This is a genomic window from Mesorhizobium sp. B2-3-13 (assembly GCF_006442195.1).
In the GTDB taxonomy this organism is placed as follows: Bacteria; Pseudomonadota; Alphaproteobacteria; order Rhizobiales; family Rhizobiaceae; genus Mesorhizobium; species Mesorhizobium salmacidum.
Genome location: NZ_VFVQ01000010.1, coordinates 177,704 through 204,276 on the forward strand (window position 1 = coordinate 177,704; position 26,573 = coordinate 204,276).

Annotated in this window: 27 protein-coding genes and 1 pseudogene; 16 read left to right on the top strand and 12 right to left on the bottom strand. The window is 62.6% G+C overall.

Annotated features, from left to right (window positions below; all coding sequences use genetic code 11):
* Positions 1-161: 161 nt before the first annotated feature.
* Positions 162-584 carry a DUF6163 family protein gene (locus FJ941_RS14595; RefSeq protein WP_027143571.1) on the bottom strand — a complete coding sequence of 141 codons (423 nt, stop codon included), beginning with the start codon at positions 582-584 and terminating at the stop codon, positions 162-164.
* A complete protein-coding gene (locus tag FJ941_RS14600) occupies positions 581-1,621 on the bottom strand; it encodes an enoyl-CoA hydratase/isomerase family protein (protein WP_140506525.1) in 1,041 nt (346 codons plus the stop codon). The genes FJ941_RS14595 and FJ941_RS14600 overlap by 4 nt, the downstream gene beginning before the upstream one ends.
* Before the next feature lie 161 nt (positions 1,622-1,782).
* Here FJ941_RS14600 and FJ941_RS14605 point away from each other — a divergent pair, with 161 nt between their 5' ends.
* The 3 genes from FJ941_RS14605 (at position 1,783) to FJ941_RS14615 (ending at position 4,845) form a co-directional block, all read left to right on the top strand.
* On the top strand, positions 1,783-2,604 hold the full coding sequence (locus FJ941_RS14605; RefSeq protein WP_140506527.1) for a DUF2066 domain-containing protein: 822 nt from the start codon (positions 1,783-1,785) through the stop codon (positions 2,602-2,604).
* Positions 2,605-2,716: 112 nt separating this feature from the next.
* Positions 2,717-3,748, top strand: coding sequence for a porphobilinogen synthase (gene hemB, locus FJ941_RS14610; RefSeq protein WP_140506529.1), 1,032 nt, complete (start codon positions 2,717-2,719; stop codon positions 3,746-3,748).
* A gap of 452 nt (positions 3,749-4,200) precedes the next feature.
* The gene (locus tag FJ941_RS14615; protein WP_140506531.1) at positions 4,201-4,845 is read left to right on the top strand and encodes a dihydrofolate reductase family protein; all 645 of its coding nucleotides are present in this window, start codon (positions 4,201-4,203) and stop codon (positions 4,843-4,845) included.
* Between the two features lie 202 nt (positions 4,846-5,047).
* On the opposite strand, the gene ppk2 is transcribed toward FJ941_RS14615, so the two are convergent.
* Positions 5,048-5,968, bottom strand: a complete 921-nt coding sequence (gene ppk2 / locus FJ941_RS14620) for a polyphosphate kinase 2 (RefSeq protein WP_140506533.1) — start codon at positions 5,966-5,968, stop codon at positions 5,048-5,050.
* A 284-nt stretch (positions 5,969-6,252) separates the two neighbouring features.
* On the opposite strand from ppk2, the gene FJ941_RS14625 reads away from it, so the two are divergent.
* Positions 6,253-7,296 (top strand): aldo/keto reductase, encoded by a 1,044-nt coding sequence (locus FJ941_RS14625; RefSeq protein ID WP_140506535.1) that lies wholly within the window; start codon positions 6,253-6,255, stop codon positions 7,294-7,296.
* A 27-nt stretch (positions 7,297-7,323) separates the two neighbouring features.
* Here the strand turns inward: FJ941_RS14625 and FJ941_RS14630 are convergent.
* Both FJ941_RS14630 and FJ941_RS14635 read right to left on the bottom strand, forming a co-directional pair.
* Positions 7,324-8,295, bottom strand: a pseudogene (locus tag FJ941_RS14630) (glycosyl transferase family 90).
* 254 nt (positions 8,296-8,549) lie between these two features.
* On the bottom strand, positions 8,550-9,521 hold the full coding sequence (locus tag FJ941_RS14635) for a glycosyl transferase family 90 (protein WP_140506537.1): 972 nt from the start codon (positions 9,519-9,521) through the stop codon (positions 8,550-8,552).
* 198 nt (positions 9,522-9,719) lie between these two features.
* On the opposite strand from FJ941_RS14635, the gene FJ941_RS14640 reads away from it, so the two are divergent.
* Entirely contained in the window at positions 9,720-9,866 is a 147-nt protein-coding gene (locus FJ941_RS14640) for a hypothetical protein (protein ID WP_140506538.1), read from the top strand.
* 60 nt (positions 9,867-9,926) lie between these two features.
* Here the strand turns inward: FJ941_RS14640 and FJ941_RS29745 are convergent, their stop codons facing one another.
* Positions 9,927-10,187 carry a DUF982 domain-containing protein gene (locus tag FJ941_RS29745; protein ID WP_027146689.1) on the bottom strand — a complete coding sequence of 87 codons (261 nt, stop codon included), beginning with the start codon at positions 10,185-10,187 and terminating at the stop codon, positions 9,927-9,929.
* Between the two features lie 103 nt (positions 10,188-10,290).
* A complete protein-coding gene (locus FJ941_RS14650; RefSeq protein WP_140506540.1) occupies positions 10,291-10,956 on the bottom strand; it encodes a GntR family transcriptional regulator in 666 nt (221 codons plus the stop codon).
* 115 nt (positions 10,957-11,071) lie between these two features.
* Here FJ941_RS14650 and FJ941_RS14655 point away from each other — a divergent pair, with 115 nt between their 5' ends.
* Positions 11,072-12,331 carry a multidrug efflux MFS transporter gene (locus FJ941_RS14655; protein ID WP_140506542.1) on the top strand — a complete coding sequence of 420 codons (1,260 nt, stop codon included), beginning with the start codon at positions 11,072-11,074 and terminating at the stop codon, positions 12,329-12,331.
* 36 nt (positions 12,332-12,367) lie between these two features.
* The gene (locus tag FJ941_RS14660; RefSeq protein WP_140506544.1) at positions 12,368-12,733 is read left to right on the top strand and encodes a DUF423 domain-containing protein; all 366 of its coding nucleotides are present in this window, start codon (positions 12,368-12,370) and stop codon (positions 12,731-12,733) included.
* A 15-nt stretch (positions 12,734-12,748) separates the two neighbouring features.
* Here the strand turns inward: FJ941_RS14660 and FJ941_RS28980 are convergent, their stop codons facing one another.
* Both FJ941_RS28980 and FJ941_RS28985 read right to left on the bottom strand, forming a co-directional pair.
* Positions 12,749-12,898: a hypothetical protein gene (locus FJ941_RS28980; protein ID WP_181166593.1), complete on the bottom strand. Its 150-nt coding sequence runs from the start codon at positions 12,896-12,898 to the stop codon at positions 12,749-12,751.
* Between the two features lie 59 nt (positions 12,899-12,957).
* On the bottom strand, positions 12,958-13,101 hold the full coding sequence (locus FJ941_RS28985) for a hypothetical protein (RefSeq protein ID WP_181166592.1): 144 nt from the start codon (positions 13,099-13,101) through the stop codon (positions 12,958-12,960).
* A gap of 162 nt (positions 13,102-13,263) precedes the next feature.
* Between FJ941_RS28985 and FJ941_RS14665 the strand changes: the two genes are divergently transcribed.
* Entirely contained in the window at positions 13,264-14,340 is a 1,077-nt protein-coding gene (locus tag FJ941_RS14665; RefSeq protein WP_140506546.1) for a substrate-binding domain-containing protein, read from the top strand.
* 18 nt (positions 14,341-14,358) lie between these two features.
* Here the strand turns inward: FJ941_RS14665 and FJ941_RS14670 are convergent, their stop codons facing one another.
* Positions 14,359-15,621 (bottom strand): OpgC family protein, encoded by a 1,263-nt coding sequence (locus FJ941_RS14670; RefSeq protein WP_140506548.1) that lies wholly within the window; start codon positions 15,619-15,621, stop codon positions 14,359-14,361.
* A 201-nt stretch (positions 15,622-15,822) separates the two neighbouring features.
* Here FJ941_RS14670 and FJ941_RS14675 point away from each other — a divergent pair, with 201 nt between their 5' ends.
* From FJ941_RS14675 to FJ941_RS14695, 5 genes are all read left to right on the top strand, one after another.
* Positions 15,823-16,509 (top strand): alpha/beta hydrolase, encoded by a 687-nt coding sequence (locus tag FJ941_RS14675; protein WP_140506550.1) that lies wholly within the window; start codon positions 15,823-15,825, stop codon positions 16,507-16,509.
* Positions 16,510-16,623: 114 nt separating this feature from the next.
* Positions 16,624-17,703, top strand: a complete 1,080-nt coding sequence (locus tag FJ941_RS14680; protein WP_140506552.1) for a toxic anion resistance protein — start codon at positions 16,624-16,626, stop codon at positions 17,701-17,703.
* Between the two features lie 11 nt (positions 17,704-17,714).
* On the top strand, positions 17,715-19,286 hold the full coding sequence (locus FJ941_RS14685; RefSeq protein WP_140506554.1) for a substrate-binding domain-containing protein: 1,572 nt from the start codon (positions 17,715-17,717) through the stop codon (positions 19,284-19,286).
* An 11-nt stretch (positions 19,287-19,297) separates the two neighbouring features.
* Positions 19,298-19,915 carry a 5-bromo-4-chloroindolyl phosphate hydrolysis family protein gene (locus tag FJ941_RS14690; RefSeq protein ID WP_140506556.1) on the top strand — a complete coding sequence of 206 codons (618 nt, stop codon included), beginning with the start codon at positions 19,298-19,300 and terminating at the stop codon, positions 19,913-19,915.
* Entirely contained in the window at positions 19,915-21,021 is a 1,107-nt protein-coding gene (locus FJ941_RS14695; RefSeq protein WP_140506558.1) for a hypothetical protein, read from the top strand. Before FJ941_RS14690 ends, FJ941_RS14695 begins: the two co-directional genes overlap by 1 nt.
* Before the next feature lies 1 nt (position 21,022).
* Here the strand turns inward: FJ941_RS14695 and sthA are convergent, their stop codons facing one another.
* On the bottom strand, positions 21,023-22,411 hold the full coding sequence (gene sthA, locus FJ941_RS14700; protein WP_140506559.1) for a Si-specific NAD(P)(+) transhydrogenase: 1,389 nt from the start codon (positions 22,409-22,411) through the stop codon (positions 21,023-21,025).
* Between the two features lie 202 nt (positions 22,412-22,613).
* Between sthA and FJ941_RS14705 the strand changes: the two genes are divergently transcribed.
* From FJ941_RS14705 to FJ941_RS14715, 3 genes are all read left to right on the top strand, one after another.
* Positions 22,614-23,084, top strand: a complete 471-nt coding sequence (locus FJ941_RS14705; protein ID WP_140506561.1) for an RDD family protein — start codon at positions 22,614-22,616, stop codon at positions 23,082-23,084.
* Between the two features lie 139 nt (positions 23,085-23,223).
* Positions 23,224-23,982: an arginyltransferase gene (locus FJ941_RS14710; protein WP_140506563.1), complete on the top strand. Its 759-nt coding sequence runs from the start codon at positions 23,224-23,226 to the stop codon at positions 23,980-23,982.
* 133 nt (positions 23,983-24,115) lie between these two features.
* Positions 24,116-25,012 carry a DMT family transporter gene (locus tag FJ941_RS14715; protein ID WP_027146679.1) on the top strand — a complete coding sequence of 299 codons (897 nt, stop codon included), beginning with the start codon at positions 24,116-24,118 and terminating at the stop codon, positions 25,010-25,012.
* 15 nt (positions 25,013-25,027) lie between these two features.
* Here FJ941_RS14715 and FJ941_RS14720 read toward each other — a convergent pair whose 3' ends face one another.
* Positions 25,028-26,245, bottom strand: coding sequence for an AI-2E family transporter (locus tag FJ941_RS14720; RefSeq protein WP_140506565.1), 1,218 nt, complete (start codon positions 26,243-26,245; stop codon positions 25,028-25,030).
* Positions 26,246-26,573 lie beyond the last annotated feature (328 nt).

Sequence of the window (26,573 nt, forward strand, 5' to 3'; positions counted from 1 at the left end):
ATTCGACTTAAACGCTAGGGCTAACAAGAGCTTACCGGTAAGAGGTTTCGGAAGACGCTTAACGAACGGTCACCCGGGCAAGGATGATTAACCTAAAGATTTAGGCAATGATCGCCGGGGCGGATTCGAGCGGTCGCCAGGTCGTCAACACGTACAATGGCTTAGTGTCGTGCCGGGCGTTTCTGCAGGTAGATGACGACGCGAAAGACGATGTAGAGCAGCGCCACGCAGGCATGCGAGACGATGATCAGGAGACGATGGCCGAAAAGCTCGGGAAAACCAGCATACATGACCGTCTCGGTGACCGCGCATATGAACCAGATCACCGGGCCCCAGGACGCCAGCATCCACAGCCCGGCCGCGGCGAAGGGAAAGAACACGGCGAGCATCACCGCCGCCACCTGCCAATGCACCGGCATAAGGTCGAAGCGCCACAGCGAGCCCGGATAGAATCCGATCAGCTTGATCCAGTACAGGATGCCGAACATCAGGCAGTAGCCCGCGATGACGCGCTGGAACCAGGCGAAGATCACCTCGACCGTCGAGGGCTGCAGGACGACGCGTCTCGATGTCACTTCGCTCACAGCCCAAGCTCCCGATCGCCGAGCGGAGCGAAATAGGCCTCGACTTCCGCCTCGCTGACGGCATCGATCTTTGCCGGCCGCCATTGCGGCTTGGAGCCCTTGTCGATGATAGCGGCGCGGATGCCCTCGTAGAAATCGTGGCCAGCCAGCATGCGGTTCAGGATGCGGAACTCCATCCTCATGCAGTCGTCCATCGACAATGTCTGCCCGGCGCTGATCTGCCGCCAGGCGACGCGAAGGCTGGTCGGCGAGCGCATGCGGATCGTCGCCAGCGTCTTGGCCGCGAATTCGTCCTTGCCCGCGCGATCCAGGCTGTCGATGAGGTCCGGCAGCGAGGGTTGGGCGAAATGGCGGGAGATCGCCTCCAGGATGGGCCTGTCGGTCTCCCGCTTGGCCGGAACAAAGAAACCGCGCAGCACCGATTCCGGATCGCCCGTCAGCGCCAGCCGATCGAGGAAGCTCGGCTGGTCCTCGGCCTTGATGGTGTGGGTGGCCAGCCCCGACCACAGCGCATCGCCATAGCGGATGCGGTTACCGGTCAGCGCCAGGTACATGCCGAATGAACCGCCAAGGTCGGGCAGCAGATGACTGGCGCCGACATCGGGGAAAAAGCCGATGCCGACCTCCGGCATGGCGAACTGGGCATTCTCGGTCATCACCCGGTGTGAACCGTGGAAGGAAATGCCGACCCCACCGCCCATGACGATGCCGTCGATGAGCGCCACATAAGGTTTCTTGAAACGGGCGATGTAGGCGTTGAGCCGATACTCGTCGGCGAAGAACTCGACCGGCGGCTTTCCAGCCCGGCCGGCTTCATAGATGTGCAGGATATCCCCGCCGGCCGAAAACGCCCTGCCCTCTGCCTTGACCACGACGACATCCACGCCGTCGTCCCGCTCCCAGGAGCGCAGGGCCTCGCCCAGCGCCTTGACCATGCGATGGGTGACGGCATTGAGCGCCTGCGGCCGCGTCAGGGTGACGACGCCGGCCCTGCCCAACCTTTCGAAGCGAATTTCGTCGCCTCCACCAAAATCCATCGCCAGAGAATCCTTCCCCGCGCCTGCGGGACTGAAGTGCTAAAGGCGGCGCATGGGTGCGTCAATGGCAGCAGTCTGTCCGCCGCGGTCTTGGCGGCAAGTGGCGGCCGATGCTAGACGTTGGCGGCCATTACGGCAGGCCAAGAGCCGGATAGTGAGCCATGCCGCAGTTTTTGCGCCTTGTCCTTGTTCTGAGTTGCCTGTCTGCGTTGTGGGCAACCAATGTTCCCGCCAGGGCAACCGACCTTGGCGATCTTTACCAATCGCAGACCATCGTCACCGGCCAGGGTGAAGAAAACCGCCAGCTCGGCTTCAAGACTTGCCTCGACAAGGTCCTCGTCCGTGTTTCGGGCGATCAGCGGCTGCTTGCCAGACGCGAAATGGACGCGTTGCGCGACAAGGCCGGCAGCTTTGTCGACAGCTTTCGCTACCATGACCGGCTGGAGGGTATTCCGATCCATGACGAGCAAGGCACGCATGACCGGCCGCATGACCTCACCTGCCTCTACAAGCCTGATGTGATCGACAAGGTGCTGGCATCGCTTGGCAGCAGGCCCTGGCTTGGCGAGCGGCCGACACTCGCCGTCTTCCTCACGACTGAACAGGGCACTCGGCATTTCGTGCTGAGCGCTGAGGAAGGCCACGGCGAAACGATGCGCGAATCCTTCATCAATGCCGCCGGTCCAACACTGATACATGTCGTCTTTCCGAAGGCTGCGGAGCTTGGCGACCTGGGCGAAGAAGCGTTGCGCGCGGCTGACATGGCAAAGTTGGATCGGCTGGCCAAACAGGCAGGTGGCGACCGAGCGCTCGCCGGCAGCATCGTATGGAGCGATGAGGAGCTAGGCTGGATCGCCGATTGGCGACTGGCCGATCAGGGCAAGACCTGTCGTTGGCAGGTGCGCGGTGTCAGCTTCGACGAGGCGTTCCGCGTCGCGATCCGTGGCGCGGCACAGATCCTTTCGGGCAATGGGCAGCCCTGATCAATAGGCGTGGTGGGACAGCGCCGTGGCAGCTTTGACCCCTGGCACAAACGTGTCGCATTGGTCAGCACCAAGGGCTCGTGCTAAAAGCCGCCGATCCGGAGTTTTGGCCATGAACAAATTCACCCCAGCAAAACCTGCCGGCGCGCGCAGCGTCGACGACGTCACCGGCAGCCGCCGCCTGCGCCGCATGCGCAAGGCCGACTGGTCGCGCCGGCTCGTGCAGGAGAACAGGCTTTCGGTCGACGACCTGATCTGGCCAATCTTCGTCGTCGAGGGTAGGAATGTCCGCGAACCGATCGCTGCCATGCCCGGCGTCTTCCGCCTGTCGGTCGACCTTGCCGTCAAGGAGGCCGAACGCGCGGCCAAGCTCGGCATCCCGGCTCTTGCCACCTTCCCCAATGTCGATCTCGGCCTGCGCGACCAGACCGGCTCGCACATCCTCGACCCGGAAAACATCATCAACCGCGCCACCCGTGCGATAAAGGAGGCGGTGCCCGAGATCGGCATCATCACAGACGCGGCGCTCGATCCGTTCACCAGCCATGGCCATGACGGCATTCTGCGCGACGGCATCATCGTCAATGACGAAACCGTGGAACAGGTCGCGGCGGCGGCCGTCATCCAGGCGGCTGCCGGCGCCGACATCATCGCGCCATCAGACATGATGGACGGCCGTGTCGGTGCCATCCGCGACGCGCTCGACGCCAACGGTTTTCAGGACGTGGCGATCATGTCCTACGCCACCAAATTCGCCTCGGCCTTCTACGGCCCCTATCGCGAAGCCGTCGGCACCGCCGGCCTGCTCAAGGGCGACAAGAAGACCTATTATATCGACCACGCCAATTCGGACGAGGCGGTGCGCGAGGCCGAGCAGGACATCGCCGAGGGCGCCGACATGCTGATGGTGAAGCCCGGGCTGCCCTATCTCGACATCATCCGCCGGCTGAAGGACGAATTCCAGATGCCGACCTTCGCCTATCAGGTGTCGGGCGAATATTCGATGATCAAGGCGGCCGGCGCCAATGGCTGGATCGACGGCCAGAAGGCGATGCTGGAATCGCTGCTCGCCTTCAAGCGTGCCGGCTGCGACGGCATCCTGACCTATTTCGCTCCCGAAGTGGCGGAAATGCTGAAAGGGTAGTCTCAAGGTCCCGGGCAAGGCCTTTCAATAGATGTCACCACTCTTTCGAGCGGTCGGCGGTTCCTTCGAATTCCCGCTGACAAAAACCGGCAGCTGCAGCTAAAATAACCGCGCGGCCGGAGGCGGCCGGCAGCCCGCACCTCGGCCAAGAGGTATGGCTAACGCCTCCAGAGGATGCTTCCTGACCCGGTTCCCTGTCGGGGTCGGGCGTCGTCAATGCGGGCACCACATCCGTTTCGTGAAATTTACAGGCGAATGAGTTGATATCGCGGCTGACTCGACGGCCGCCACTGGCCGTCCGTGCCGACCGCTACACAACAGTCTGGACATCGCTTGGTGCAAAGGTCTGGATAGATGTCTTTCGATCCGAAAAAAATACCGCTTGCAATTCACAATCAGTTTGCTAGAAGAAAACCACTTGCAAAATACAACTGGTTACCGAGGAGGTCTTCATGTCCAAGCTTCGCGTCAACGCTTTCAGCCTGTCCCTCGACGGCTACGGCGCCGGGCCTGATCAGAGTCTGGAAAATCCGCTCGGCGTCGGCGGAATGGCCCTGCACAAATGGGCTTTCAGCACCCGCACCTTCCGCAAGATGTTTGGCGAGGAAGGCGGCGAGACAGGCGTCGACGAGGACTTTGCGGCGCGCAGCTTCGAGAACCTCGGCGCCTGGATCCTCGGCCGCAATATGTTCGGCCCGATCCGGGGTGAATGGCCTGACGACAAGTGGAAGGGCTGGTGGGGCGACAATCCGCCCTATCATGTGCCGGTGTTCGTGCTAACCCACCACGAGCGGGCGCCCATCACGATGGAAGGCGGAACGATTTTCCATTTCGTCACCGGCGGGATCCATTCGGCGCTAGAGCAGGCAAAATCAGCGGCCAGCGGCAAGGACGTGCGGGTCGGCGGCGGCGTCTCCACCATCCGGCAATATCTCCAGGAGCGGCTGATCGACGAGATGCACCTGGCAATCTCACCGGTGCTGCTGGGCAAGGGCGAAAACCTTTTTGCCGGCCTCGACATGCCCAACCTTGGTTATCAGTGCACCGAACAGGCGGCAACGGCACTTGCAACACACGTGGTCATCAACAGGGCTTAGGCCGAGCCCTTTTGGCGCAGCTCCTTTCTCCCCGTCACTATACCAGGAGAAAGGTCCGGCAGGACGATGAGGGGCGGTGCTGCCGAACGAAGATGATGCTGGCGTAGTCCTGCGAATGGCGGTCTAACCAGTTAGCCCTGCGCCCCTCTCATCCGCCCTTCGGGCACCTTCTCCCCGTGAAGCGGGGAGAAGGAAAGGTTTCTCAATATTTCTCCGGCACGTAAAGTTCGCGCGGCAGGACCTGGCGTTCGTATTCGGGGTTGAAGACGCGCTCCGGCAGCGTGATCTCCTCGTGCGGCACGTCTTCGTACGGCAGCTGCTTCAGCAGATGATCGATGCAGTTCAGGCGCGCGCGCTTCTTGTCGTTGCCCTCGACGATGAACCAGGGCGCTTCGGGGATGTTGGTGCGGGCGAAAGTCTCCTCCTTGGCCTTGGTGTACTGTTCCCAGCGCACACGTGACTGCAGGTCCATCGGCGACAGCTTCCACTGCTTCATCGGATCATGGATGCGCATCAGGAAGCGCATCTGCTGTTCTTCGTCGGTGATCGAGAACCAGTATTTGACCACGGTGATGCCCGAGCGCACCAGCATGCGCTCGAACTCCGGCACGTCATGGAAGAACTCCTCCACCTGCTCGGGGTTGGCAAAACCCATTACCCGTTCGACGCCGGAGCGGTTGTACCAGGAGCGGTCGAGCAACACGATCTCGCCGCCTGCCGGCAAATGCGGGACATAGCGCTGGAAATACCATTGCGACTTCTCGCGTTCAGTCGGCGCCGGAAGCGCCACGACGCGACAGATACGCGGGTTGAGCCTCTGGGTGATGCGCTTGATGACGCCGCCCTTGCCGGCGGAGTCACGGCCCTCGAAAATCACCACCAGTTTCTTCTTGTGATAGGCGACCCAGGATTGCAGCTTGATCAATTCGGACTGCAAGCTGATCAGGTCGCGAAAATATTGCATGCGATCGATCGAAGGCGGATGGGAGTTCTTGTAGATCTTGGCGATCTCCATCGACAGCGCCGGCTCAGACATTTCGAGCTCATAGTCTTCGTCAAGCGTGTCGGCGAGCTCGGCTTCGAGCCAGTCCTTGGCAGGGGAATTCTTTTTTAGCTCGGTCATATCAGCTGCTCCGCTTGCAAGCCCTGTCGGTTACCACTGGGCGCCCCAAATTAGTGGCCAGCGGCCGAGAATGGAAATACCTGAGCCGACTTCAATATAGGCCGGCGGTGACGGTTTTATTGCAGCCCGGGCGCGATTGCCGCCACGGCGGATTCGGCGATGTGTGATCGATCCAATGTCATTCTACGGCGACAAGCCGGCCGAATTGTCCTACAAATCCGCGGTCGCGTTCCAGGCCTGCCCCTTGGCGGCACGCCTCTTCAACAAAATCGTGAGGATCTGACATGGAATACCGCACCCTTGGCCGTTCGGGCCTGAAGGTTTCGACACTGACGCTTGGCACCATGACCTTCGGCGGCTCCGGGCCCTTCGCCGCGGTCGGCAACAGCGATCTCGCCGAAGCCAAGCGGATGATCGATATGTGCATTGACGCCGGCATCAACCTCATCGACACCGCCAACGTCTATTCGAACGGCCTGTCTGAAGAGATCATAGGCGAAGCGCTCGGCGGCAAGCGCAAGAACGATGTGCTGATCGCGTCCAAGGCGCGGATGCGGATCGGCAAGGGCCCGAACGACGAAGGCCTGTCGCGCCACCATCTGATCCGCGAATGCGAGAGAAGCCTGAAGCGGTTGAAGACCGATGTCATCGACATCTATTTCGTCCACCAGTGGGACGGCCTCACCCCGCTCGAGGAAACCGTTGCCGCGCTCGACACTTTGGTCAGCCAGGGCAAGGTGCGTTACATCGGCTGCTCCAACTATTCCGGCTGGCAGGTGATGAAGGCGCTTTCCATCAGCGACAGCCGCCACCAGCAACGCTTCGTCACCCAACAGATCCACTACACGCTGGAAGCGCGCGAGGCCGAGTACGAGCTGCTGCCGATCTCGCTCGACCAGGGGCTGGGCGTGCTGGTCTGGAGCCCGCTCGCCGGCGGCCTGCTGTCGGGCAAATACCGCCGCGACAGCCCGACCGCCCGCCAGCTCGCCGGCTGGTCCGAGCCGCCGATCCGCGACGAGGACCGGCTGTGGCGGATCGTCGATCTGCTGGTCGACATCGGCAAGGATCGTGGTGTGTCGGCGGCGCAGGTGGCGCTTGCCTGGCTGCTCGGCCGCCCTGCCGTCTCGTCGCTGGTGATCGGCGCCCGCAACGACGTCCAGCTGAAGGACAATCTCGCGGCCGCCGCCCTGGAGCTCGGCGCCGAGGAACGCCAGCGCCTCGACGCCGTTAGCCGACCGCCCCTGCTCTACCCCTACTGGCACCAGCAACTGACGGCGAAGGATCGCTTCGGCCCCGCCGACATGGTTCTCGACCGCAGCGACATCTGATCAGCGGCGTCGGGCCGAGCACAAGAGCTAGGTCCCGATGAACCGCCAGAGCTCGGGATCGGGTTCGATCTGGCCGCTGAGCACGAAATATTTGTAGAGGACGAGCAGGCAGATCGCCTGCTCGTCCCGTTCATTGGAAAATTTGCGGCAATAGGCATTGACCGCGGCGATGATGCGCTCCGCCGCGGCCGGATGCTGCTCGAAATAATCTATCTTTTCACGAAGATCGGAGAAGTCCGGGTCGAGCGGCGCGTAGTGGACACCGGCCTCGAGCTGGCTCTCGCCAAACCATGTTTCGTAGGTCGGCGGCGGCATCAGACAGAGCGAGTTGGAATTCATGATCCATTTGAGGTTGGTCGCCACGTCATTGCCCTCCAACGAGACGATGTAGCGATAGCGCAGATGCTGGCTGATGCTGAGGAAAGGCTTGCTGTACTCAGCCGGTGCACTGCGCTTGTGCGAACCGACGTCGCAGAACGGCAAGCCGCGCGCGACATCCAGGAACCGTGTCCTGATCGGATTTGTTGAGGTCGCCGCGCCAGACCACGACCGGGCGTTTGTCGGCGAAGGCGACGGTGTCGACGGGCATGTGGAAGTGGCGAAACTTGTTGAACTTCATAACGACAGCGTTGCCGTTGTCGACGCTGATCGGCCGATCCTTGACGAGCGTCGGCAGCTTGGGCACGCCTTTGACGTCGCCGAACTTCAGGTCGATGAGCAATGACGGATCGAAATAGCGGGCAAATTCCTTCAGGTCGTAATAATACATGCTCGGTTCAAAAGGCATCTTGTCGATGCGCACGGCATCCGGGCTTGGCATAAAATCGTTCTGCAGCTTGTTGTAGTGATTCAGCCGTCGGCGCACGGCTTCATTCGAGAGCCTGGCCTGTTCCAGGCGGCCCGCCAACCGTCGTCGAAGATCGCCTGGGGTGCGATATCGCGCATGACGTTTCGCGCGTAGTAGAAGACCCTTGCCGTCGTCCGTTGTATGGTGGCCATCGTTCTCGTAGTCTAAAACAAGCGCCACTAAACAGACAACAGCCGGGATGGTTCCCGCAGCGTGATTGCGCATCATTAGTGCACGCATTCCGGCAGTGCCCGAACACGTGATGGCCGGCCTCGACGAGACGCGCCGGGGGTGCCGCGGCAACTACAGCATGTTGCGGCGAACAGGATTCGCCCGACCTGCTGTAAGCTTCTGATTTTATGCATGTCGTTATCCCGGAACCGAGGACACTTCCGGGCGACATGCATTAGCCCGTTATGTAGCGCCACACCTCGGCATCAGGTTTGATCTGGCCAGAGAGCACGAAGTATTTGTAGAGCACCAGCAGCGAGATCGCCTGTTCGGTCCGCTCGTCGTCGAATGTCCGGCAATAGGCGTTCGCGGCGGCGATGATGCGCTCTGCCTTGGCCGGGTGCCGCTCGAAATAGGCGACGTTTTCGGCAAGATTGGAGAAGTCTGCCTCTAGCGGCACATAGTGGACATTGGCTTCGAGCTGTCGCTCGGCAAACCATGTCTCGTAGGTTGGCGGCGGCATCAGGCAAAGCGACTTCGAGTTCATGATCCATTTGAGGTTGGTCGCCACATCATTACCCTCGAGCGAGACGATGTAGCGATAGCGCTGGTGCTGGCTGATGCTGAGAAAAGGCTTGGCGTATTCCGCAGGCGCGTTCGGCTTGTGCGAGCCGACATCACAGAACGGCAGGTCGCGCACGGCTTTCAGGAATCTTGTCCTGATCGGATTGTTGAGATCGCCGCGCCAGACCACGGCCGGCAGCTTGTCGGCGAACGAGATGGCGTCAGCCGGCATGTGGAAGTGGCGAAACTTGTCCAGCTTCATGATGATCGCATTCTTGTCGTCGTCACGAATCGGCCGATCCTTGACGATCGTCGGCACCTTCGGCACACGCCTGACGTCGCCGTATTCCAGGTCGATGAGCAAATCCGGATCGAAGTAGCGGGCGAATTCCTTCAGGTCATAATAGTACATGGTCGGCGTGAAGGGCAGCTTGCTGATGCGCTTGGCATTGGCGCTTGGCGCGAAACCTTCCTGCAGCTTGTTGTAGTAATTCAACCGCTGGCGCGCCGCCCCACCGGAAAGCCGGGCCCTTTCGAGACGGCCGGCCAGCCTGGCGCGAAACAGCGCTTGCGGAGCCACGTCGCGCGCGACGTTTCGCGCATAATAAAAAACTTTTGCTGCGGTCCGCGAAATTGTGGCCATCGGTCACTTGATCAAAACAAACAGGCAGCTCTCAATTCATTGGCGCCCCGGGTTTCCTACATCATTGTGGCGCCCATCTGGCAAGCCCCGCATCTCTTCGACACCAGCGTCCACGCATTGTCGCTTCGGCTGTTGTGTTTGACGGCTAATGCTCCTAGGCAGGTCCAGGGCCGCAAGGCAGTGACAAAAGGAGCCGATATGGCGCGAGCACCAAACTACGATCAGGAACGCAAGGAGCGCGACCGCCAGAAGGCGGCCAAGAAGGCTGAAAAACTGGCGGCCAAGGTTGCCGCGCGCGAGCGTTCGAAGCCTGAGACCGAGACGGAGAACGAAACCGAGGAATAACGGCATGCGGCCCGCGAATGCGGGCCGTGCCTCAATCCGAATTGTCGGTATCAGCCTATGTCAGGCTGGCGCCTTGTCGCTGATGAAAACATCCACCTCCCGCGCCGCGGCGATGAAAGCGCGTCGGGCATTCATCGCCGGCTTGTCGCCGGCGAGTGCGTCGTGGCAGGCCTGCAGCGCCGCACGATGCTTGGCGCTGCGCTTGCCCGGCCAACTGTTGAGGAGGTAATCGGAAGCCTCCCTTGCCGAACGCAAGAGCTGAGTGCTTCCCGCCGTGACGGATTTGACGGTCACGGGTGTTTCAAAGCGATTGTTTTCCATCGCCGCTCTTACGCCATCGGCTTGCATGAAGCGAGGCTGAAAGTGCGCTTCGCGTCGGATGCCGCCTGTTTTCCGGCGAGCGCGCTGCCGCGCATAGGCCGTACTAAGCGGCGACGACGGCAAATCCCCTCGCGCGAAGGCCACGTCGGTCGTTGGCAAGCGACGTCACCAGCCGGTCGCGGCTGCCGACGATGTGGGCCGACAGGAGCCGCGCGGCTTCATCGGCCTGAGCAAGGCGTGTAGCGGCTAGGATGGCGCGATGCTCGAGCCAGGCACGGCCAAGGGCCGTTTCGTCACGCACTTCCAGCCAGCGGGCGCGCGACAGGCGCGTCATGGCGTCACGAACCGCCCGGAACAGGAATTCGTTGCCGGAGAGCCGCGCCAGTTCGATGTGAAAATCCATGCCGACACGATGCCATTCCTCGCGCGGGGTGTTTTCGTCGCAGGAATCGAGCATCGCCTCGATGACATCGACGGCGCTCTTGTCCGCTTGCCCGCATGTCAGCCGCAGCGCCGCGACCTCGACCGCCTCGCGATAGACCGCAATCTGCTCGAGCTCGGCCAGGTTGATTGGCGAGACCGTCCAGCCGCGCCCGTCCCTGCCGACCAGCCCCTCGGTCTCCAGCCGCAGAAGTGCCGCCCTGACCGGCGTGCGCGAGGCGCCGAAACGGCCTTCGATCCAGCGTTCGGTCAGCCGCTCTCCCGGCCCGATCTCGAGCGCCAGGATCATCTCGCGAAGCTGCCGTTCGACATTCTGCATCTGCGACATCGCGCACCCTTTCCGAAGCCGCATTGACAGTGACCGGCTTGAAGTTCATGACGGATACCAGATTGGTATCCCAAAATGGTATCCGCAACAAGCACTGATACCGGGCAGGCAGGACATGACGCAGGAAGACACGCGGCAAAGCGGCTACAACATCCATTGGCGGCGCAATCTCGCCGTCTGTTTCGCGGGGTCGTTCAGCACGCTCATCGCCATGACCCTGCTCCTGCCCTTCTTGCCGCTCTACGTCGAACAGCTCGGCGCACAGGGTCATGCCGCCATCGTACAATGGTCCGGCATCGCCTATGGCGCCACCTTCTTCGCCGCGGCGATGGTCGCGCCGTTGTGGGGACGCCTGGGCGACCGCTACGGCCGCAAGGTGATGCTGGTGCGCGCCTCCTTCGGCATGGCGATCTGCATGTCGCTGACGGGCATGGTCGAGACGGTCTGGCAGTTGGTGCTGCTGCGCCTGCTGATCGGCTTCGCCGGCGGCTATTCCTCGGGTTCAACCATATTGGTGGCCATGCAGACGCCGAAGGAGCGCTCCGGCTGGGCGCTTGGCGTCCTGTCGGCGGGCATCACGGCGGGCTCGCTGGTCGGCCCGCTGCTCGGCGGCGTGCTGCCGCCGGTGATCGGGATTCGCGCCACCTTCCTCTTGTCGGGCGGGGTGATCTTCCTCGCCTTCCTGGCGACGACCTTCCTCATCAAGGAGAGTCCGCGCCCGAGCCCGAGGGCTGCCAAAGCCGCGTCGGCGACAAAACCGAAAAGCGGCTGGTCGCAGATCCCGGACAAGCGCCCCGTCGTGGCCATGCTGACCACCGGCATGCTGCTCGCCTTCGCCACGATGTCGATCGAGCCGATCATCACCGTCTATGTGCAGCAGCTCATCGAGGACCAGAACCGGGTGACGCTCGTCGCCGGCGTGGTAATGTCGGCGGCCGCCCTCGGCACCATCTTGTCGGCGTCCTGGCTCGGCAAGCTCGCAGACCGGATCGGGCACTGGAACGTTGTCGTGGGAGCGCTGGCTGTCTCGGCGCTGTTGCTCATCCCGCAGGCTTTTGTCACCAAGAGCTGGCAGCTTATCGGCCTGCGTTTCCTGATGGGCCTGGCGCTGGGCGGCCTCCTGCCCTGCATCACCAGTGTCATCAGGCACAACATCCCCGACGGCGTCGGCGGCAACGTGCTTGGCCTTGCGATCTCGGCGCAGTATGTCGGACAGGTGGCGGGGCCGCTGGCAGGCGGTTTTGTGGGCGGCCATTTCGGAATGCCGGCGGTGTTTCTCGGCACGTCGGTGCTGATGGCGCTCGGTGCCGCCTACAACTGGATCGTCCAGTCGCGGCGGACGCGGCATATGGCGCTGGAAGCGGGCAAGCCCTGAGCTTGCCTGGCCTGCAAAAGAAGGAGCACGCCGACCATGAACCTCGCCAATCCAAACGGCAGCCGGCTTCTCGTGCTTGCCGGCGGCCTCGTCGGCGCGGCGGGGGTGGCGCTTTCGGCAGCTGCCGCGCATCGCGGCGGCGCCTTCACCGGCACGGCCGCGTCATTCCTCCTGATGCATGCGCCGGTCTTTCTCGCCATTGGTCTTATCGGAGCAAACCGCTGGCTGCGCATCGCAAGCCTCGTTCTGCTCGCCGGGCTGCTGCTCTTCGCGGGTGATCTTCTCGCGCGCGATTTCTGGGGCTCAAGGCTGTTTCCGATGGCGGCGCCGATCGGCGGCACCCTGCTCATTGCAGGCTGGCTGGCGATAGCGATCTCGGCCATGGCGCGTCCACGACCCTGAGATGATTGCTTGAGGTCAATCCCGGCGACGTTCCGGGCGGATCCAAGGAGCACGGCCCTCAACAGCGGGTTTCACCCGGCGTCGCGCCCCCGGTCGTTCGATGGCCGGTGCGATGCCCCAGTAGTTGCGGTAGATATCTTCGAACAGATGCTTGATGGGATGCATGACTCATCCTCCTTGTCTTTGAATCGATCCAATCATTGGGCGCGAAAAGAGCCGGTTGATCAGCTCCGCTTGCGCGCCACCAAGAAGCGCAGATCGCGAATCCATGGGCCCGCCTCACCACGATGCCTGGCCTTGCTGGTGGCTGACCCGATATTCCAGTCGTTGCGATAGATGTCGGCGAACAGGTAGTTGACGGGATGCATGGCGCTCCTCCCTTTGCCGGTTCAGCAGAACAAGCTGCCACTTGGATCGATTCAAACGTAGGACTGGAACCGGCGTGGGTCAAGCAAAATTTGAATCGATCCAACGAAAGTGCTAGATGCGGCCCAGGAACGTGCTAAATGCATGTCAGGAGGCACGCGCAAATGGCGTCACTCACCGCAGGCAATCGACGACCCGTCCGACTGGCCGATATCGCAAAGGCCGCCGGTGTTTCGCACGGCACCGCGTCCAATGTATTCAGCCGCCCCGAGATCGTGCGCGAGGAAGTTCGCGACCGGGTTCGCGCGGCAGCCGAGGCAATGGGTTATGGCGGACCCGATCCAAAGGGAAGGCTGCTGCGGGCCGGCAAGGTCAACGCCATCGGCGTGGCCACCGCCGAGCCCCTCTCCTATTTCTTCGACGATCCGTTTGCGCGCGTTATGATGGCAGGCATCTCGCAGGCTTGCGATGCGACGGGAGCCGGCATTTCCCTGGTCTCGGCCGCCAACAACGAGCAGCTTGCTTGGAACATCCAGAGCGCCCTGGTCGACGGCTTCATCGTCTTCTGCATCGAAGGCGGCTCGCGCCTGGTGGAGTTGGCACGCGAGCGCAAGCTTCCCTTCGTCGCGCTCGACCTCGATTCCGAGGACGGGTCGGTCGCCGCGATCGGTGTCGACAACATCGCCGGCGCCGGCATGGCGGCCCGCCATCTCACCGATCTCGGACATCGCCGCTTCGCCGTTCTGGCCCTGCCCTTCGTCGACAACAGGACAGGCCTTGTTTCGGCCGAACAGGTCCGGGCGGCAACCTATGCAGGGACGCGCGACCGCCTCACCGGCTATCTCCGGGAACTTTCGCGGGTTGGCGTCGATACATCCAAAGTACCCGTCTACGAGACCGCCAACGACGTGGCGAGCACGAAGGCAGGGCTCGAAGCCATCTTCGCCTCCGACGCACCGCCCACCGCCATCCTGGCCATGTCGGACAGAATAGCCCTGGTGGCGCTCGAATGGCTGAGCGCACGCGGGCTCAACGTGCCTGACGATGTTTCCGTCGTCGGGTTCGACGGTGTTCCGGAAGCAGCGGTGTCCGAGCCGCCATTGACCACGATCGCGCAGCCGATTGCCGAGATGGGCCGCCTCGCCGTCAGGGCGATCCTGGAGAGCGACGCGCCGGTCAGCCGGCAGCAACTGCCGGTCGAACTGATCGTGCGGGGCTCGTCGGGTCCGCCCCGCGGTTGAGCCGCACGCCCGAACCGACTACCGATTGGCTCTTGCCATGGCAGAGAGGCCCAAAGGCGCACGAACCGGCGCGAGATCCTTTTGGGCCGTGCGGGCCTTGCCCGAACCGCCGATGGCCGACAGCCATTCGAGATAGAAGGCGAGCGCGAACTGCATGGCAATGCCGGCCGATATTAGCAGGCTGTCATAGACGAACCCGCCCGGATTGATCACCTTCATCACCTGAGCGACCATGGCGATCACCGTGCCCGCGATGAAGACCGGCAGCGATCGTTTGCCCAGTATCGCCAACGGATGATCGGGGCTGGTGCGCAACAGGCCGGACAGCGCCGGCAGGGCGACGACGAGATAGCTGACCGCCAGGATGTGCAACAGCCGCGGCAGCGACAGGAAGGTCTTGTCGAAGCCGCCGATCACCACCGGCAGGTTGAACCACGTTATATGTCCCCAGAGCGGGCTATGCACCCACACCAGCGCCGCCAGCACATAGGCGGCGGCCGCGCCGATCAGCCAGCGGTTGACCGGAATGACACCGCCGCGCCTGACATGCAGCATGGCGGCAAGGCCGATGTTGAACAGGAACTGCCAGGACAGCGGATTGAGGAACCAGAAACCGGGCTCGGGATAATTGGGCGGCGCGATCTGCCAGATTCCGGCAACGAGCCACAGCATGCCGGACAGGAGAAGGGCCGCGACGGGCCTGTAGCTGACAAACAGCACGAAGGCCGGCGCCATCAAAAGCAGCGCGGCATAGACCGGCAGGATGTTGTTGTAGCCGAGCTGGTGGCCAAGCGTGACGATGCCGACCAGCACTTGCGGCGTGTCCTTCATCAGCGGCTCGATATTGATGAGCTTCAGCAGTTCCGGCCGCTTGGCAAACACCGCCACGGCGCAGAACAGGGCCATCACCACCATCGTCGTGACGATATGGGCGACGTAGAGCACGCCCGCCCGCCGCCACATCTTCAAGGTCGCCAGAAGCCGGCCTCCCGGCCGGAATTTCGTGCCGTAGGCGAGCGCGACCGAGATGCCGGAAATCAGCACGAACGCTTCGGCCGCATCAGAAAAACCGAAATTCTTGTAGGTCAGGGCCTCGAAAGCCGTGCCCGGCACATGGTCGATGAAGATCGTGAGCAGGGCCAGCGCGCGCAGTACATCGATACGCGTGTCGCGTTCCAAGATACGCGAATTGCGATCTGGGATACGCAACTCGCGATCTGGGATACGCGAATCGCGATCTGGGATACGCGAATCGCGATCTGGCGAAATAGGGGTGGTCATCGACAAAAGGCCTCAAAGCTGGTTGTTCATGTCCAGCAATGCGACCCCCGACGCACCGCTTCGATTCCTCCCACAGAGAGTATATCGGCGCAGAAACGGGCTGGAATGCGCCTGGTTCAATCAACTTTCGCGGAGCATGAAAATATTGCGTTTTGAAGCCGGCAAATTGAGCGAAACCTCATATAATCAACGGGATGCGATATGATTGGCGCCAGTGTCGAAAATGGTCCGCCGATGCTGGACCTGGCCTTTCCCTATCGTCTCCTCGGCGCCGGCGGAGGCGGCCGTGAATGCCTGTTCCTGCTGCATGGATCGGGTGTCGACGAGACAAGCATGGTGGCGCTGGCGAGACGCATGGCACCAGATGCCGCACTGGTCGCGGTGCGTGGCCGTATCCCCCAGGAGGACGGTTTTCGCTGGTTCGAGCGAATCTCGCCGACGCGCTTCGACCAGGAAAGCATCCGTGTCGAAACCGCCACGTTCGCGGCATTCGCAAGAGAAGCCGCCGCGCGCCACGGGCTTGATCTCGATCACGCGACATTCCTTGGCTATTCGAACGGCGCCAATCTGGTTTCAAGCCTGATGCTGCTCCATCCCGGCATGGTCCGGAGCGCCGCGCTGCTGAGGCCAATGCCTGTGCTCGACAAGGTCCCGGCGACGGACCTTGCGGGAACACGGACATTGATCATTGCCGGAGCCGCCGACGAGACCTACGGGCCTTTCGCGCCGGCGCTGGTGACGCTGCTCAGCCGGCACGGCACGGAAATCGACGCCCGGATTGTTCCATCGGGCCACGAAATCGGCAACCCGGACGCCGCGATCGTCGGCCGATGGCTGGCGGAATCGGTGGCGGCTGCGCAGGAAGGGTCCATCGGACGCACAAGTTGAAGAATAGCGTTTATCTACGGCCTTGGGCTGCCTCCAGCTTCCATTGTCCACAGCGGCGACATATCACTGTTACAGATTGCCTATCGAGATACTGTTCACTGAGGGGAGGTCTGCATGGCCGACAAGAACAGCATCACTTTGCTCGACGACACTTCGACATTGCCGGCAATCGTAGCCAATCCGTCCGACATCGCCAGAATCGAAAGCACGATCGACGTCAGAGACCGTGCCGGCATTTCTGTCTATGGCGACCGTGCCCAGCAGGCAGTCAGCGACTATGCCGACAAGATATTGTCCCAGTTGCGCAACCGAGACCTCGGCGATACCGGCGACCTCCTGACCGACATCATCATGAAGGCCAAGAATCTCGATCCGGCCTCGCTCAAGGACCAGGGTTTCCTCAGCGGCCTGTTCTCCTCGTTCAAGGAGCGGCTCGAGCGCTTCAAGGAGAAGTACGAGGACGTGGCGGGACAGATCGATCGCATCGGCCTCGAACTCGACCGTCACAAGGACACGCTGCGGCGCGACATTGCCGTGCTCGACGAGCTCCATGAGCAGACAAAGGGCTCCATCCTCAAGCTCGATGCCTATGTGCAGGCCGGCAAGAAATTCGTCGATGACTACCGCGGCAACGAGTTGCCGAAGTTGAAGGCCGCGGCGGATGCCGCTAGCGGCGACACTGGAGGCACGCTGGAGGCGCAAACCTATCAGGACGCCGTGCAGGCGCTCGACCGCCTGGAAAAGCGCATCTTCTACCTGGTGCAGGCGCGCCAGCTCGGCATCCAGCAATTGCCGCAGATTCGCATCGTCCAGTCGGGCGACGAGACGCTGATCGAGAATTTGCAAGCGACCTCGGCGCTGACCGTGCCGGCATGGAAGCAGAAGATGGTGATCCTGCTTGGGCTGACCAACCAGAAGTCGGCGCTCGAGCTGCAAAAGACGGTGACCGACGCAACCAACGAGATGATCCGCCAGACGTCGAAAATGATGAAGGACCAGGCGATTTCGGTCGAGGAACAGGCGCAGCGCGGCATCGTTGACGTCGAGACGCTGGCGCAGGCCAATCGCGATCTCATCGACACGGTACAAGGCGTTCTGAAAGTCCAGCAGGAGGGCCGCCAGAAGCGGGCCGAAGCCGAAAAACAGATGGACCAGATGACGATCGACTTGAAGAAAGCACTGACCCAGTCCTGATCGGAACCGCCATGCCGAAGACGCTGACGTCCGTTCTGCTGCTCGCCTTCGCGGTGTTTTTGACGGCCTGCAATTCCAGCCAAGTCAAATTCTCGATCGTCTCCGGCTCCGAGAATACGGTGCTGGAGCCGATCGTCCAGGAATTCTGCGCCAAGCAAGGCGCGACCTGCACCATTTCCTATCAAGGCTCGCTCGACATCGGGCTCGGACTGCAAAAGCCTGGCGGCCTCGACCAGGACGCGGTTTGGCCGGCCTCCAGCGTCTGGGTCGACCTGTTCGACAGCGGCCGCAAGGTGCGCAACCTGACGTCGATCGCGCAGATGCCGGTCATTCTGGGCGTGCGCAAATCCAAGGCCACCGAACTCGGCTGGGTCGGCAAGCCGGTGTTCATGAAGGACATCCTGGCCGCGGTGAAGGACGGCAAGCTGAAATTCCTGATGACGTCGGCGACGCAGTCCAATTCGGGCGCCAGCGCCTATCTCGCCATGCTGTCCAGCGCGCTCGGCGGCAAGCAGGTGATCGAGCCGGGCGACCTCGACAATCCCGCCGTGCACGATACGGTAAGTGCCTTGCTGCAAGGCGTCGAGCGCTCGTCCGGTTCGTCGGGCTGGCTCGCCGATCTCTACGTCGACAGCGCCGGCAAGGGCACCGTCTATGACGCGATGTGGAACTACGAGGCGACGCTGAAGGAGACCAACGACAAGCTCAAGCAGATGGGCAACGAGCCGCTATACGCCGTCTATCCGGCCGACGGCGTCGCTGTCGGCGACTCGCCGCTCGGCTTCATCGATCATGGACGCGGAGCCGATGTCGAAAAATTCTTCACCGACCTCCTCGCCTATCTGCAGTCGGACGCGGCGCGCAAACGCATCGCCGATACCGGCCGGCGGCTGCCGCTCGGCGGCGCGGCCATCCCGGCCACCGCCGAGCCGGATTGGAATTTTGATCCCGGCAAGCTGGTGACATCGATCCGCATGCCGGAGCCGGCGGTGATCCGCAAGGCGCTCGACCTCTATCAGGAGGCCTTGCGCAAGCCTTCGCTGACGGCGCTGTGCTTCGACTTCTCCGGCTCGATGGAAGACCAGGGCGAGAAACAGTTGCAGGCGGCCGCGCAATTCCTGTTCACGCCGGAAAAGGCAAGCGAGGTGCTGGTGCAATGGACGCCGTCCGACCGCATCTTCGTGCTGCCTTTCGACGCCGTCGTGCGCGACACATTCGAGGCGAAGGGCGATGCGGCGGGCCAGAGCGAGCTGCTGACGGACGTTGCCCAGCAACGCGCCGGCGGCGGCACCGATATGTATGCCTGTGCCGACCAGGCCCTGCGGAAGATCGTTGCCACGGCGGACCTTTCGAAATACCTCCCGGCCGTCGTCATCATGACCGACGGCCGCACCGATGGCGGCGCGGACCTGTTTCTCGCACGCTGGCGCAACGCCCCCGTGCGCGTGCCGGTCTTCGGCGTCACCTTCGGCGACGCCGACAAGAGCCAGCTCGACAGTCTCGCCAAGGCGACGTCGGCACGGGTCTTCGACGGCAGCGGCGATCTGGCCGGCGCCTTCCGCGCCGCCCGCGGCTACAATTAGAGCCTGCCGGGATGCGCGGCTTGTTCGGCAATGACTGGAACTGGATCGCGGCGGGCGTGATCTCGGCGGCGCTTCTTGTCGGCTTGGGTGTTCTGACCCAGTTCCCGTTTCTGGTGTCGGCGATCATCGCTGCCCTCGTCTTTGCCGGGCTGGTGTTTGTCCTGGCGCCGCGACAGCTTTTCGAAGGGCTCGACCTCAGCACGCTCAGCGGCAGCAAAGTGGCCTTCGCCCGCGAACTTCTGGCGCAAGCGCAGCCAGCCGCGGACCGGCTGTCGGCAGCGGCCGGTTCGATCACCGACAAGGACATGAAGGCCAAGGTGAAGAACCTGTCCGACATCGCCGCCGACGTGATTTCCAAAGTCGAGACGAAGCCGGAAACCGCGCCCTCGGTGCGGCGTTTCCTCACCTACTACGTGCCGCAGGCGGCGGAAGTGGCGGAAGGTTACGCGACGCTGGCGAACCGGCGTGCACCCAGCCAGGTCCGGCTCGCCAATGTCGGCGCCGTCATCACCAAGCTGCAGGACGCGTTTGTGCATTATGCCGACAGCCTGGCCGATAGCGAACTCGGCACGCTCGACGTCGACCTGCGACTCATTCAGGAGTCGCTGAACGAGGATATCGGACGCTGATGGCCATTTCGCGCCGCGCTTTCGGACTGGGTCTGCTGGGTGTCGCCGCTGCCGGCACCGGCGGCTATTTGACGCTGAAGGATCGTCCCGAGTTTCGTGGCTATCTTGGCAACAAAGCGCATCTGTTCGGCTTCATCGGCGGCGAGAAGCAGGCATTCCTGGCCGATCTGGACGTCGTGCATGCGCTTGGCGGCTACGGGCTGGAACTCGATGCGCGTGTCGCCGGTTCGGTTGAGATGGTGCGCGAGCCGGCATTGCTCACCCAAAAACCGCAATTCCTGTGGCCCTCTTCCTCGATCATGGTCGATCTCGCGCGCAAGAACGGCGTCTCGATCCGCAACGACCAGGTGGTGCTCAACTCGCCGATCGTCGTCTACACCTGGGGACCGGTGGTCGAAGGGCTGAAGAAGAGCGGGCTAGTCACGGTCGCCGCCAAGGGCGGCTACAACCAGCTCGATCTCAAGGCCTTGCTCGATGCCGTCCTGGCCGGCAAGAACTGGGCCGATCTCGGCATTGACGAGCTTTATGGCCGCGCCCGTATCGTCTCCACCGATCCCAACCGCTCCAACTCCGGTTTCATGTTCGCCGGCCTGGTGCTCAGCCTGATGAGCGGCGACGTGGCGACCCAGGAACTGCTTGCCCAGCACGGCGACCAGGCCAAGGCGATCTTCCGCGGCATGGGGCTGAAGTCGTCCTCGTCGGGAAAGCTGTTCGACCAGTACATCGCCGGCGGTCTCGGCGCCGAGCCGATGGTGGTGGGTTATGAGAACCAACTGGTGGAATGGGCGCTCGCCGATCCCGCGCGCTGGCAAAGGGTGCAGGCCGGCATGGGCGCCAAGCCCGAGATTCTCTACCCCAGGCCAACCGTCTATTCGGCGCATCCGCTGATCGTCGTCGATCCCTCGGTTGACAGGCTGCTGGAGGCGCTGACCAGCCCCAAGCTGCAGGAGCTTGCCTGGTCAAAGCACGGATTCCGCGGGCCGCTCGGCACCGTGGCGGGTGACGTCGGCGCGATAGCCGGCGTGCGCCCCGCTGAAATCGAGGCGGTGCTGCCGATGCCCTCCGCCGACGTGATGCTGGCGCTGCTGTCGGGGTTGGAAGGCTGATCTACCCTCTTCCCATCCTGTTCCAGGCGTCGAGGCCGGCGATCTTGTAGGCTTCCGCGAGCGTCGGGTAGTTGAAGGTGTTGTTGACGAAGAAGTCGACCGTGCCGCCGAGATTGATCACCGCCTGGCCGATGTGAATGAGTTCGGTGGCTCCCTCGCCGACGATGTGCGCGCCGAGCAGGCGTCGCGTCTCGATCGAGAACAACAGCTTCAGGAAGCCGGTGTCGACGCCCATGATGTGGCCGCGCGACGTCTCACGGAAGCGCGCGACGCCAACCTCATAGGCGCCGCCGCTTTGGCGTACCTGTTCCTCGGACTGGCCGACCGTAGATATCTCCGGCACCGCATAGATGCCGTAGGGAAAGGTCTCCGGCGGCGCCGGCAGGGTCACGCCAAAGGCATGGCAGGCGGCCACCCTGCCCTGCTCCATGGAGGTCGAGGCGAGACTCGGAAAACCGATGACGTCGCCGGCCGCGTAGATGTTGGGCACGCTGGTCTGGAAGGTCTGCGGATCGACCTTGATGCGGCCCCGCGAGTCGGCTTCGATACCAACCACATCGAGGCCGAGGCTGCCGACATTGCCGGTGCGTCCGGCGGCGTAGAGCACGACCTCGGAGCGGATGGTGCGGCCGTCGGCCAGTTCCACCTCGGCGGCTTCCGGCTTGGAGCGGATTTCCTTGACCGCGCTGCCCAGCCTTATCGTCATGCCGCGGTCGCGCATCTGGTGGATGAAATCGTCGACGATCTCCCGGTCGACGAAATCGAGGATGGAGTTGCGCGGCTCGACCAGCGTCACCGGTACGTCGAGCGCGGAAAAGATCGTGGCGTATTCGACGCCGATGACGCCGGCACCGATCACCGTCAGCGTGCGCGGTAGCCGGTCGAGTTCAAGCATCTCGTCGCTGTCGAAGACACGGGTCTTGTCGAAGGGCACGTCGCGCGGCCGATGCGGCCGGGTGCCGACGGCGATCAGCGCGTTGGCGAAGCCGACTTCGCTGTAATCGCCATTGTCAGATGTCAGACTGACCTTGTTGTGGCCGAGAAATTTCACCGCCGCGCGCGCACTTTTGACCGTGTTTCGCATGAACTGGTGTTGCAGCACCTCGACCTCGTGGTCGAGCGTCTTGTGCAGGCGCTCGATCAGGTCGCCGACCGAGATATCCTGCTTGACCCGATAGCCGCGTCCATAGAAGCCGCGCTCGCGCCAGCCCGAGAGGTTGAGCACAGTTTCGCGCAGCGTTTTCGATGGGATGGTGCCGGTGTGCACAGAGACGCCACCAAGACGCCGGCCCCGGTCGACCACCAGCACCGATTTGCCGAGTTTGGCCGATTGCACCGCCGCGCGGCGGCCCGAAGGGCCGCTGCCGATGACCAGCATGTCGTAGTCCATATCACCCCGTCCCCTCGGCGTCTTGTTGCGCCGCAGCAAGCTAACGCCATCCACGCTGCAAATTCAACCGGTTCAGACCGTCAGCCCGTTCTACCCTGCCCGGTGCGCGGCGAAACGGTCCGATCTTGATTCCACCATCAGCCTTCACCATTTCTGATGAGGTGGGCCCAGGCTAAGCAGGCCCCTGTTACGAGGAAATGACATGGACGCTCGCGTTCTCGATGGCGAAATCATCGACACCCGGCTTGACGATGTCAGGGCTTATGAAGGCGTGCGCACAAGGCGCATCCTGGCCTTCGTGCTCGACTATATCATCGTCGCCCTGCTCACCATTCCGTTCGCCATCCTGGTGTTCTTCCTCGGGCTTTTGACCCTCGGTCTTGGCTGGATGCTATTTGGCGTCCTGGTGCCGGCTGTCGCCATCCTCTACATCTGGAACACACTTGGCAGCGCCGACCAGGCTACTACGGGCATGAAGATGATGGGCATCCGCCTCGACCGTCTCGACGGCAGGCCGATCGACGGCCTCACGGCGGTCGTCCATTCCGTGCTGTTCTGGGCCGGCAACGTCATCCTGTCGCCGCTGGTCCTGCTGGTGACCCTGTTCTCCGACCGCAAGCGCACGCTGCACGATCTTTTGCTCGGCACGGTCGTCAGCCGCACTGGCCGCTAAAACCGACCCTCAAGAGAAACCGCAGCCCCTTGAGCGCAAATGTGAAGGTGTTCAGTCAACCGCACCTTCACTATCCTATTGAATTTTTCGCCGCCGGAGCCAAAGGTAGAGCGATTCGAAGGAGTGTTTCCAAGGCTCGATGACGCAGCACCCGACCCAGTCGCCGCAGTTTTTCCTGACCGCGCCGTCGCCGTGCCCCTACCTCGAGGGCCAGTTCGAGCGCAAGGTGTTCACGCATCTGGTCGGCGACAAGGCCTCGGAGATGAACGACCTGCTCACGCAAGGCGGCTTCCGGCGCTCGCAGAACATCGCCTACAGGCCAGCCTGCGAGACCTGCCGTGCCTGTGTATCCGTGCGTATCCTGGCCCAGGAGTTTACCGCCAGCCGCAACATGAAGCGCGTGCTGCAGCACAATTCCGACCTCGTCGGCGCCATGCACAATGCCGAGCCCTCGACCGAACAATATTCGCTGTTCCGCGGCTATCTCGATGCCCGCCATCGCCGCGGCGGCATGTCCGACATGACGGTGCTCGACTACGCCATGATGGTCGAGGATACGCATGTCGACACCAAGGTGATCGAATACCGGCGGCGCGGACCCGATACTTTCATCACCGGCAAGGGTCAGGGCGAACTCATCGCGGTGGCGCTCACCGACAAGATGGCCGACGGCCTGTCGATGGTCTATTCCTATTTCAATCCCGATTTCGAAAGCCGATCGCTCGGCACGTTCATGATCCTCGACCACATCGCCCGTGCCAAGGCGATGGGACTGCCCCATGTCTACCTTGGCTACTGGGTCAATGGTTCGCGCAAGATGAATTATAAGATGCGCTTCATGCCGCAGGAGCATCTCGGCCCAAAAGGCTGGGAGCGCTACACCAACGAAGCGGTCTGACGCTGAGTTTTCCCACGATCCACGCTTAACTGTTTCAAGGCAGGGGATGCTGGTCTTTCAGCCGCTCGGCTGGAGAGAGTGCGCGATTGCGCCGATCGGCCATCGCCTGCAATTCAATTGCGAAAGTTCCTGCATGTCCTCTCACCATGACCACCAGAAGGGTCTTCTGATAACCGCCATCGGCGGACTAATACTGACTGTCGACATACCGTTGATCCGCCTTGCGGATGGCGGCGCGTGGACCATCCTTTTGCTGCGGACCGGAACTACTTTCATCGCCGCGATGATCATCTGGTCGGTCTGGCGCGCGCTGAGCCGGAATGTGCCGCCGCTCATCCCCGGCTGGTCCGGGCTGATCGTGGCGATATGCTATGGGCTGACCTCGATTACCTTCGTTACGGCGGTCTTTCATACCTCGACCGCCGATCTGGTGTTTATCCTGGCCTTCAACACCGTGTTCGCCGCACTGCTGTCCTGGATATTCCTGAAGGAAAGACCGCGGGCGGTGACGATCGTGGCGATGCTGGTCATGATCCTCGGCGTGCTGGTCATCGTCGGCGGTTCGGTCGGCACCGGCAAGCTGTTCGGCGACTTCATGGCGCTCTGCTCGGCTTTCTTCATCGCGGTCGCCATCACCATCTCGCGCGCCAGCGGCAAGGATATGGGATTCACCTCGCTGATCGGCGTCCTTCTGCCGCTTGGACTGGCCGCCTTCATGGTGACAGGCGAAGGCTTCCACGTGAACGCGCCGTGGTGGATCATCTTCAACGGCGCCGTCATCATGCCGATCTCGTTCTTCTGCCTCGCCGCAGGGCCGAAATATATTTCGGGACCCGAAGTGGCGATGTTCTACCTGCTCGAAACGGTGCTGGCGCCGATCTGGGTGTGGATGATCTTCGCCGAGACGCCGACGCGCAACAGCCTGATCGGCGGCGGCATCCTGATCGTCACGCTGGTCGCCCATTCGCTCTGGCAGCTGCATGACGGGCGCAGGCGCCGGGGCGACCTTGCGGTGCACCATCCGGCCTAGATTTGTCCGAAATCCCTATCCGGCGCTCGCCTTCTTCGCGGCGCTTGGTTCGGGCAGGACGTCGATCTGCGGACCCGCCTCGATCTGGGCGGCAGAGCCGTCCGCCGTCTCGTCTGCCATTTCCACCTCGCGCAGCCACTCGCGCCAGATCGCGACCAGCAGCGCCATCAGCACCGGGCCGATGAACAGGCCGAGAAAACCCATCGTCTTGACGCCGCCGATCAAGCCGAAAAAAGTTGGCAGGAAGGGCAGTTTTATCGGTCCGCCCACGAGCTTGGGGCGCAATGTTTTGTCGACGATGAACAGCTCGACCGTTCCCCATATGAACAGCACCAGGCCGGCCATCGGCGAGCCGCTGGCGGCGAGGTAAATCGACACCAAGGTAAAGGACAGCGGCGCACCGCCGGGGATGAGCGCCATCACGCCTGTCAGCGCGCCCAGCGTCACAGGCGACGGCACGCCGGCCAGCCAGTAGGCGATGCCCAGCACCAGACCCTCGCCGATGGCAATCACGGTCATGCCGGTCACGGTCGAGGAAATGGTCGCCGGCACGACGCGGGAGATCCGCTCCCAGCGGGTCGGCAGGATGCGTTCGCCGAGGCGGTCGATCTGGCCGGCGAAATTCTCGCCATCGCGATAGGCGAAAAACAGGGCGATCATCATGAACAGCAGCGTCAGAAAGAGGCTGAAAGCGCTGCCGCCGGCGGCGAGCGCGCCGCGGTAGATGCTGCCGATATTGGCGCCGCTGACCAGCTGGATCAGTTCGCCGATGCCGCCGGGATGGCCGAGATTGGCCGTCCACTGCTCGTTCAGCCACTCACCCACCACAGGCAGGGTGGCGATCCAGTGCGGCGTCACCGCACCGTGCCGATTGGTCTCGATCGCCCAGCCGACCCACTCGCGCACCTCGTTGATTGCATAGGTGCCGGCAAGCGCGATCGGTATCACCAGGAAGGCGAGGATGAACAGGATGGCAAATGTGGCGGCGATGGTTCGGTTACCGCCGACGCCGACCAGCAGGCGCCGATAGAGCGGCCAGCTGGCGAAAGCGATGACGAGCGCGGCCAGCACTGGGAACAGGAAGCCATGGAAGAAATAGACACCAGCGGCAACGATCAGCACCAGCAGCCAGCGCGCCGCCGACAGCGGCGGTATGACGGCCGACCGAAGCGGTGTGGACAGCCCGAAGAGGCGCTGTTGCCGTTCCGGTTTCTGGATCTTTGCTTCCTTCAAATGCCCTGTTCTCCCCGACCCGTCCGGTCAGTTATGCACTGATATAGTGCAGCAATCGTGACGATAGTCCAAATAGTGATGGTGGCGCTGCCAATCCCCCCTCGTGAGGAGATGTCCGGCAGGGGGCGTGAAGGATCGCCAGCCTCTGATTTGATCTTGAAGGACCGAGAATTGCGACAGGTGTAACCAGTCATTTGATGCGCTGGCGGGACAGCGCGCCCCCTCTGGCCTGCCGGCCATCTCCCCCTCGTGGGCAGGGCTATCGCATATGAGTGATGGCATTGATGAGATAGTCGTCATTCCAGGCGCATTTCTTGATGCGGTGGCT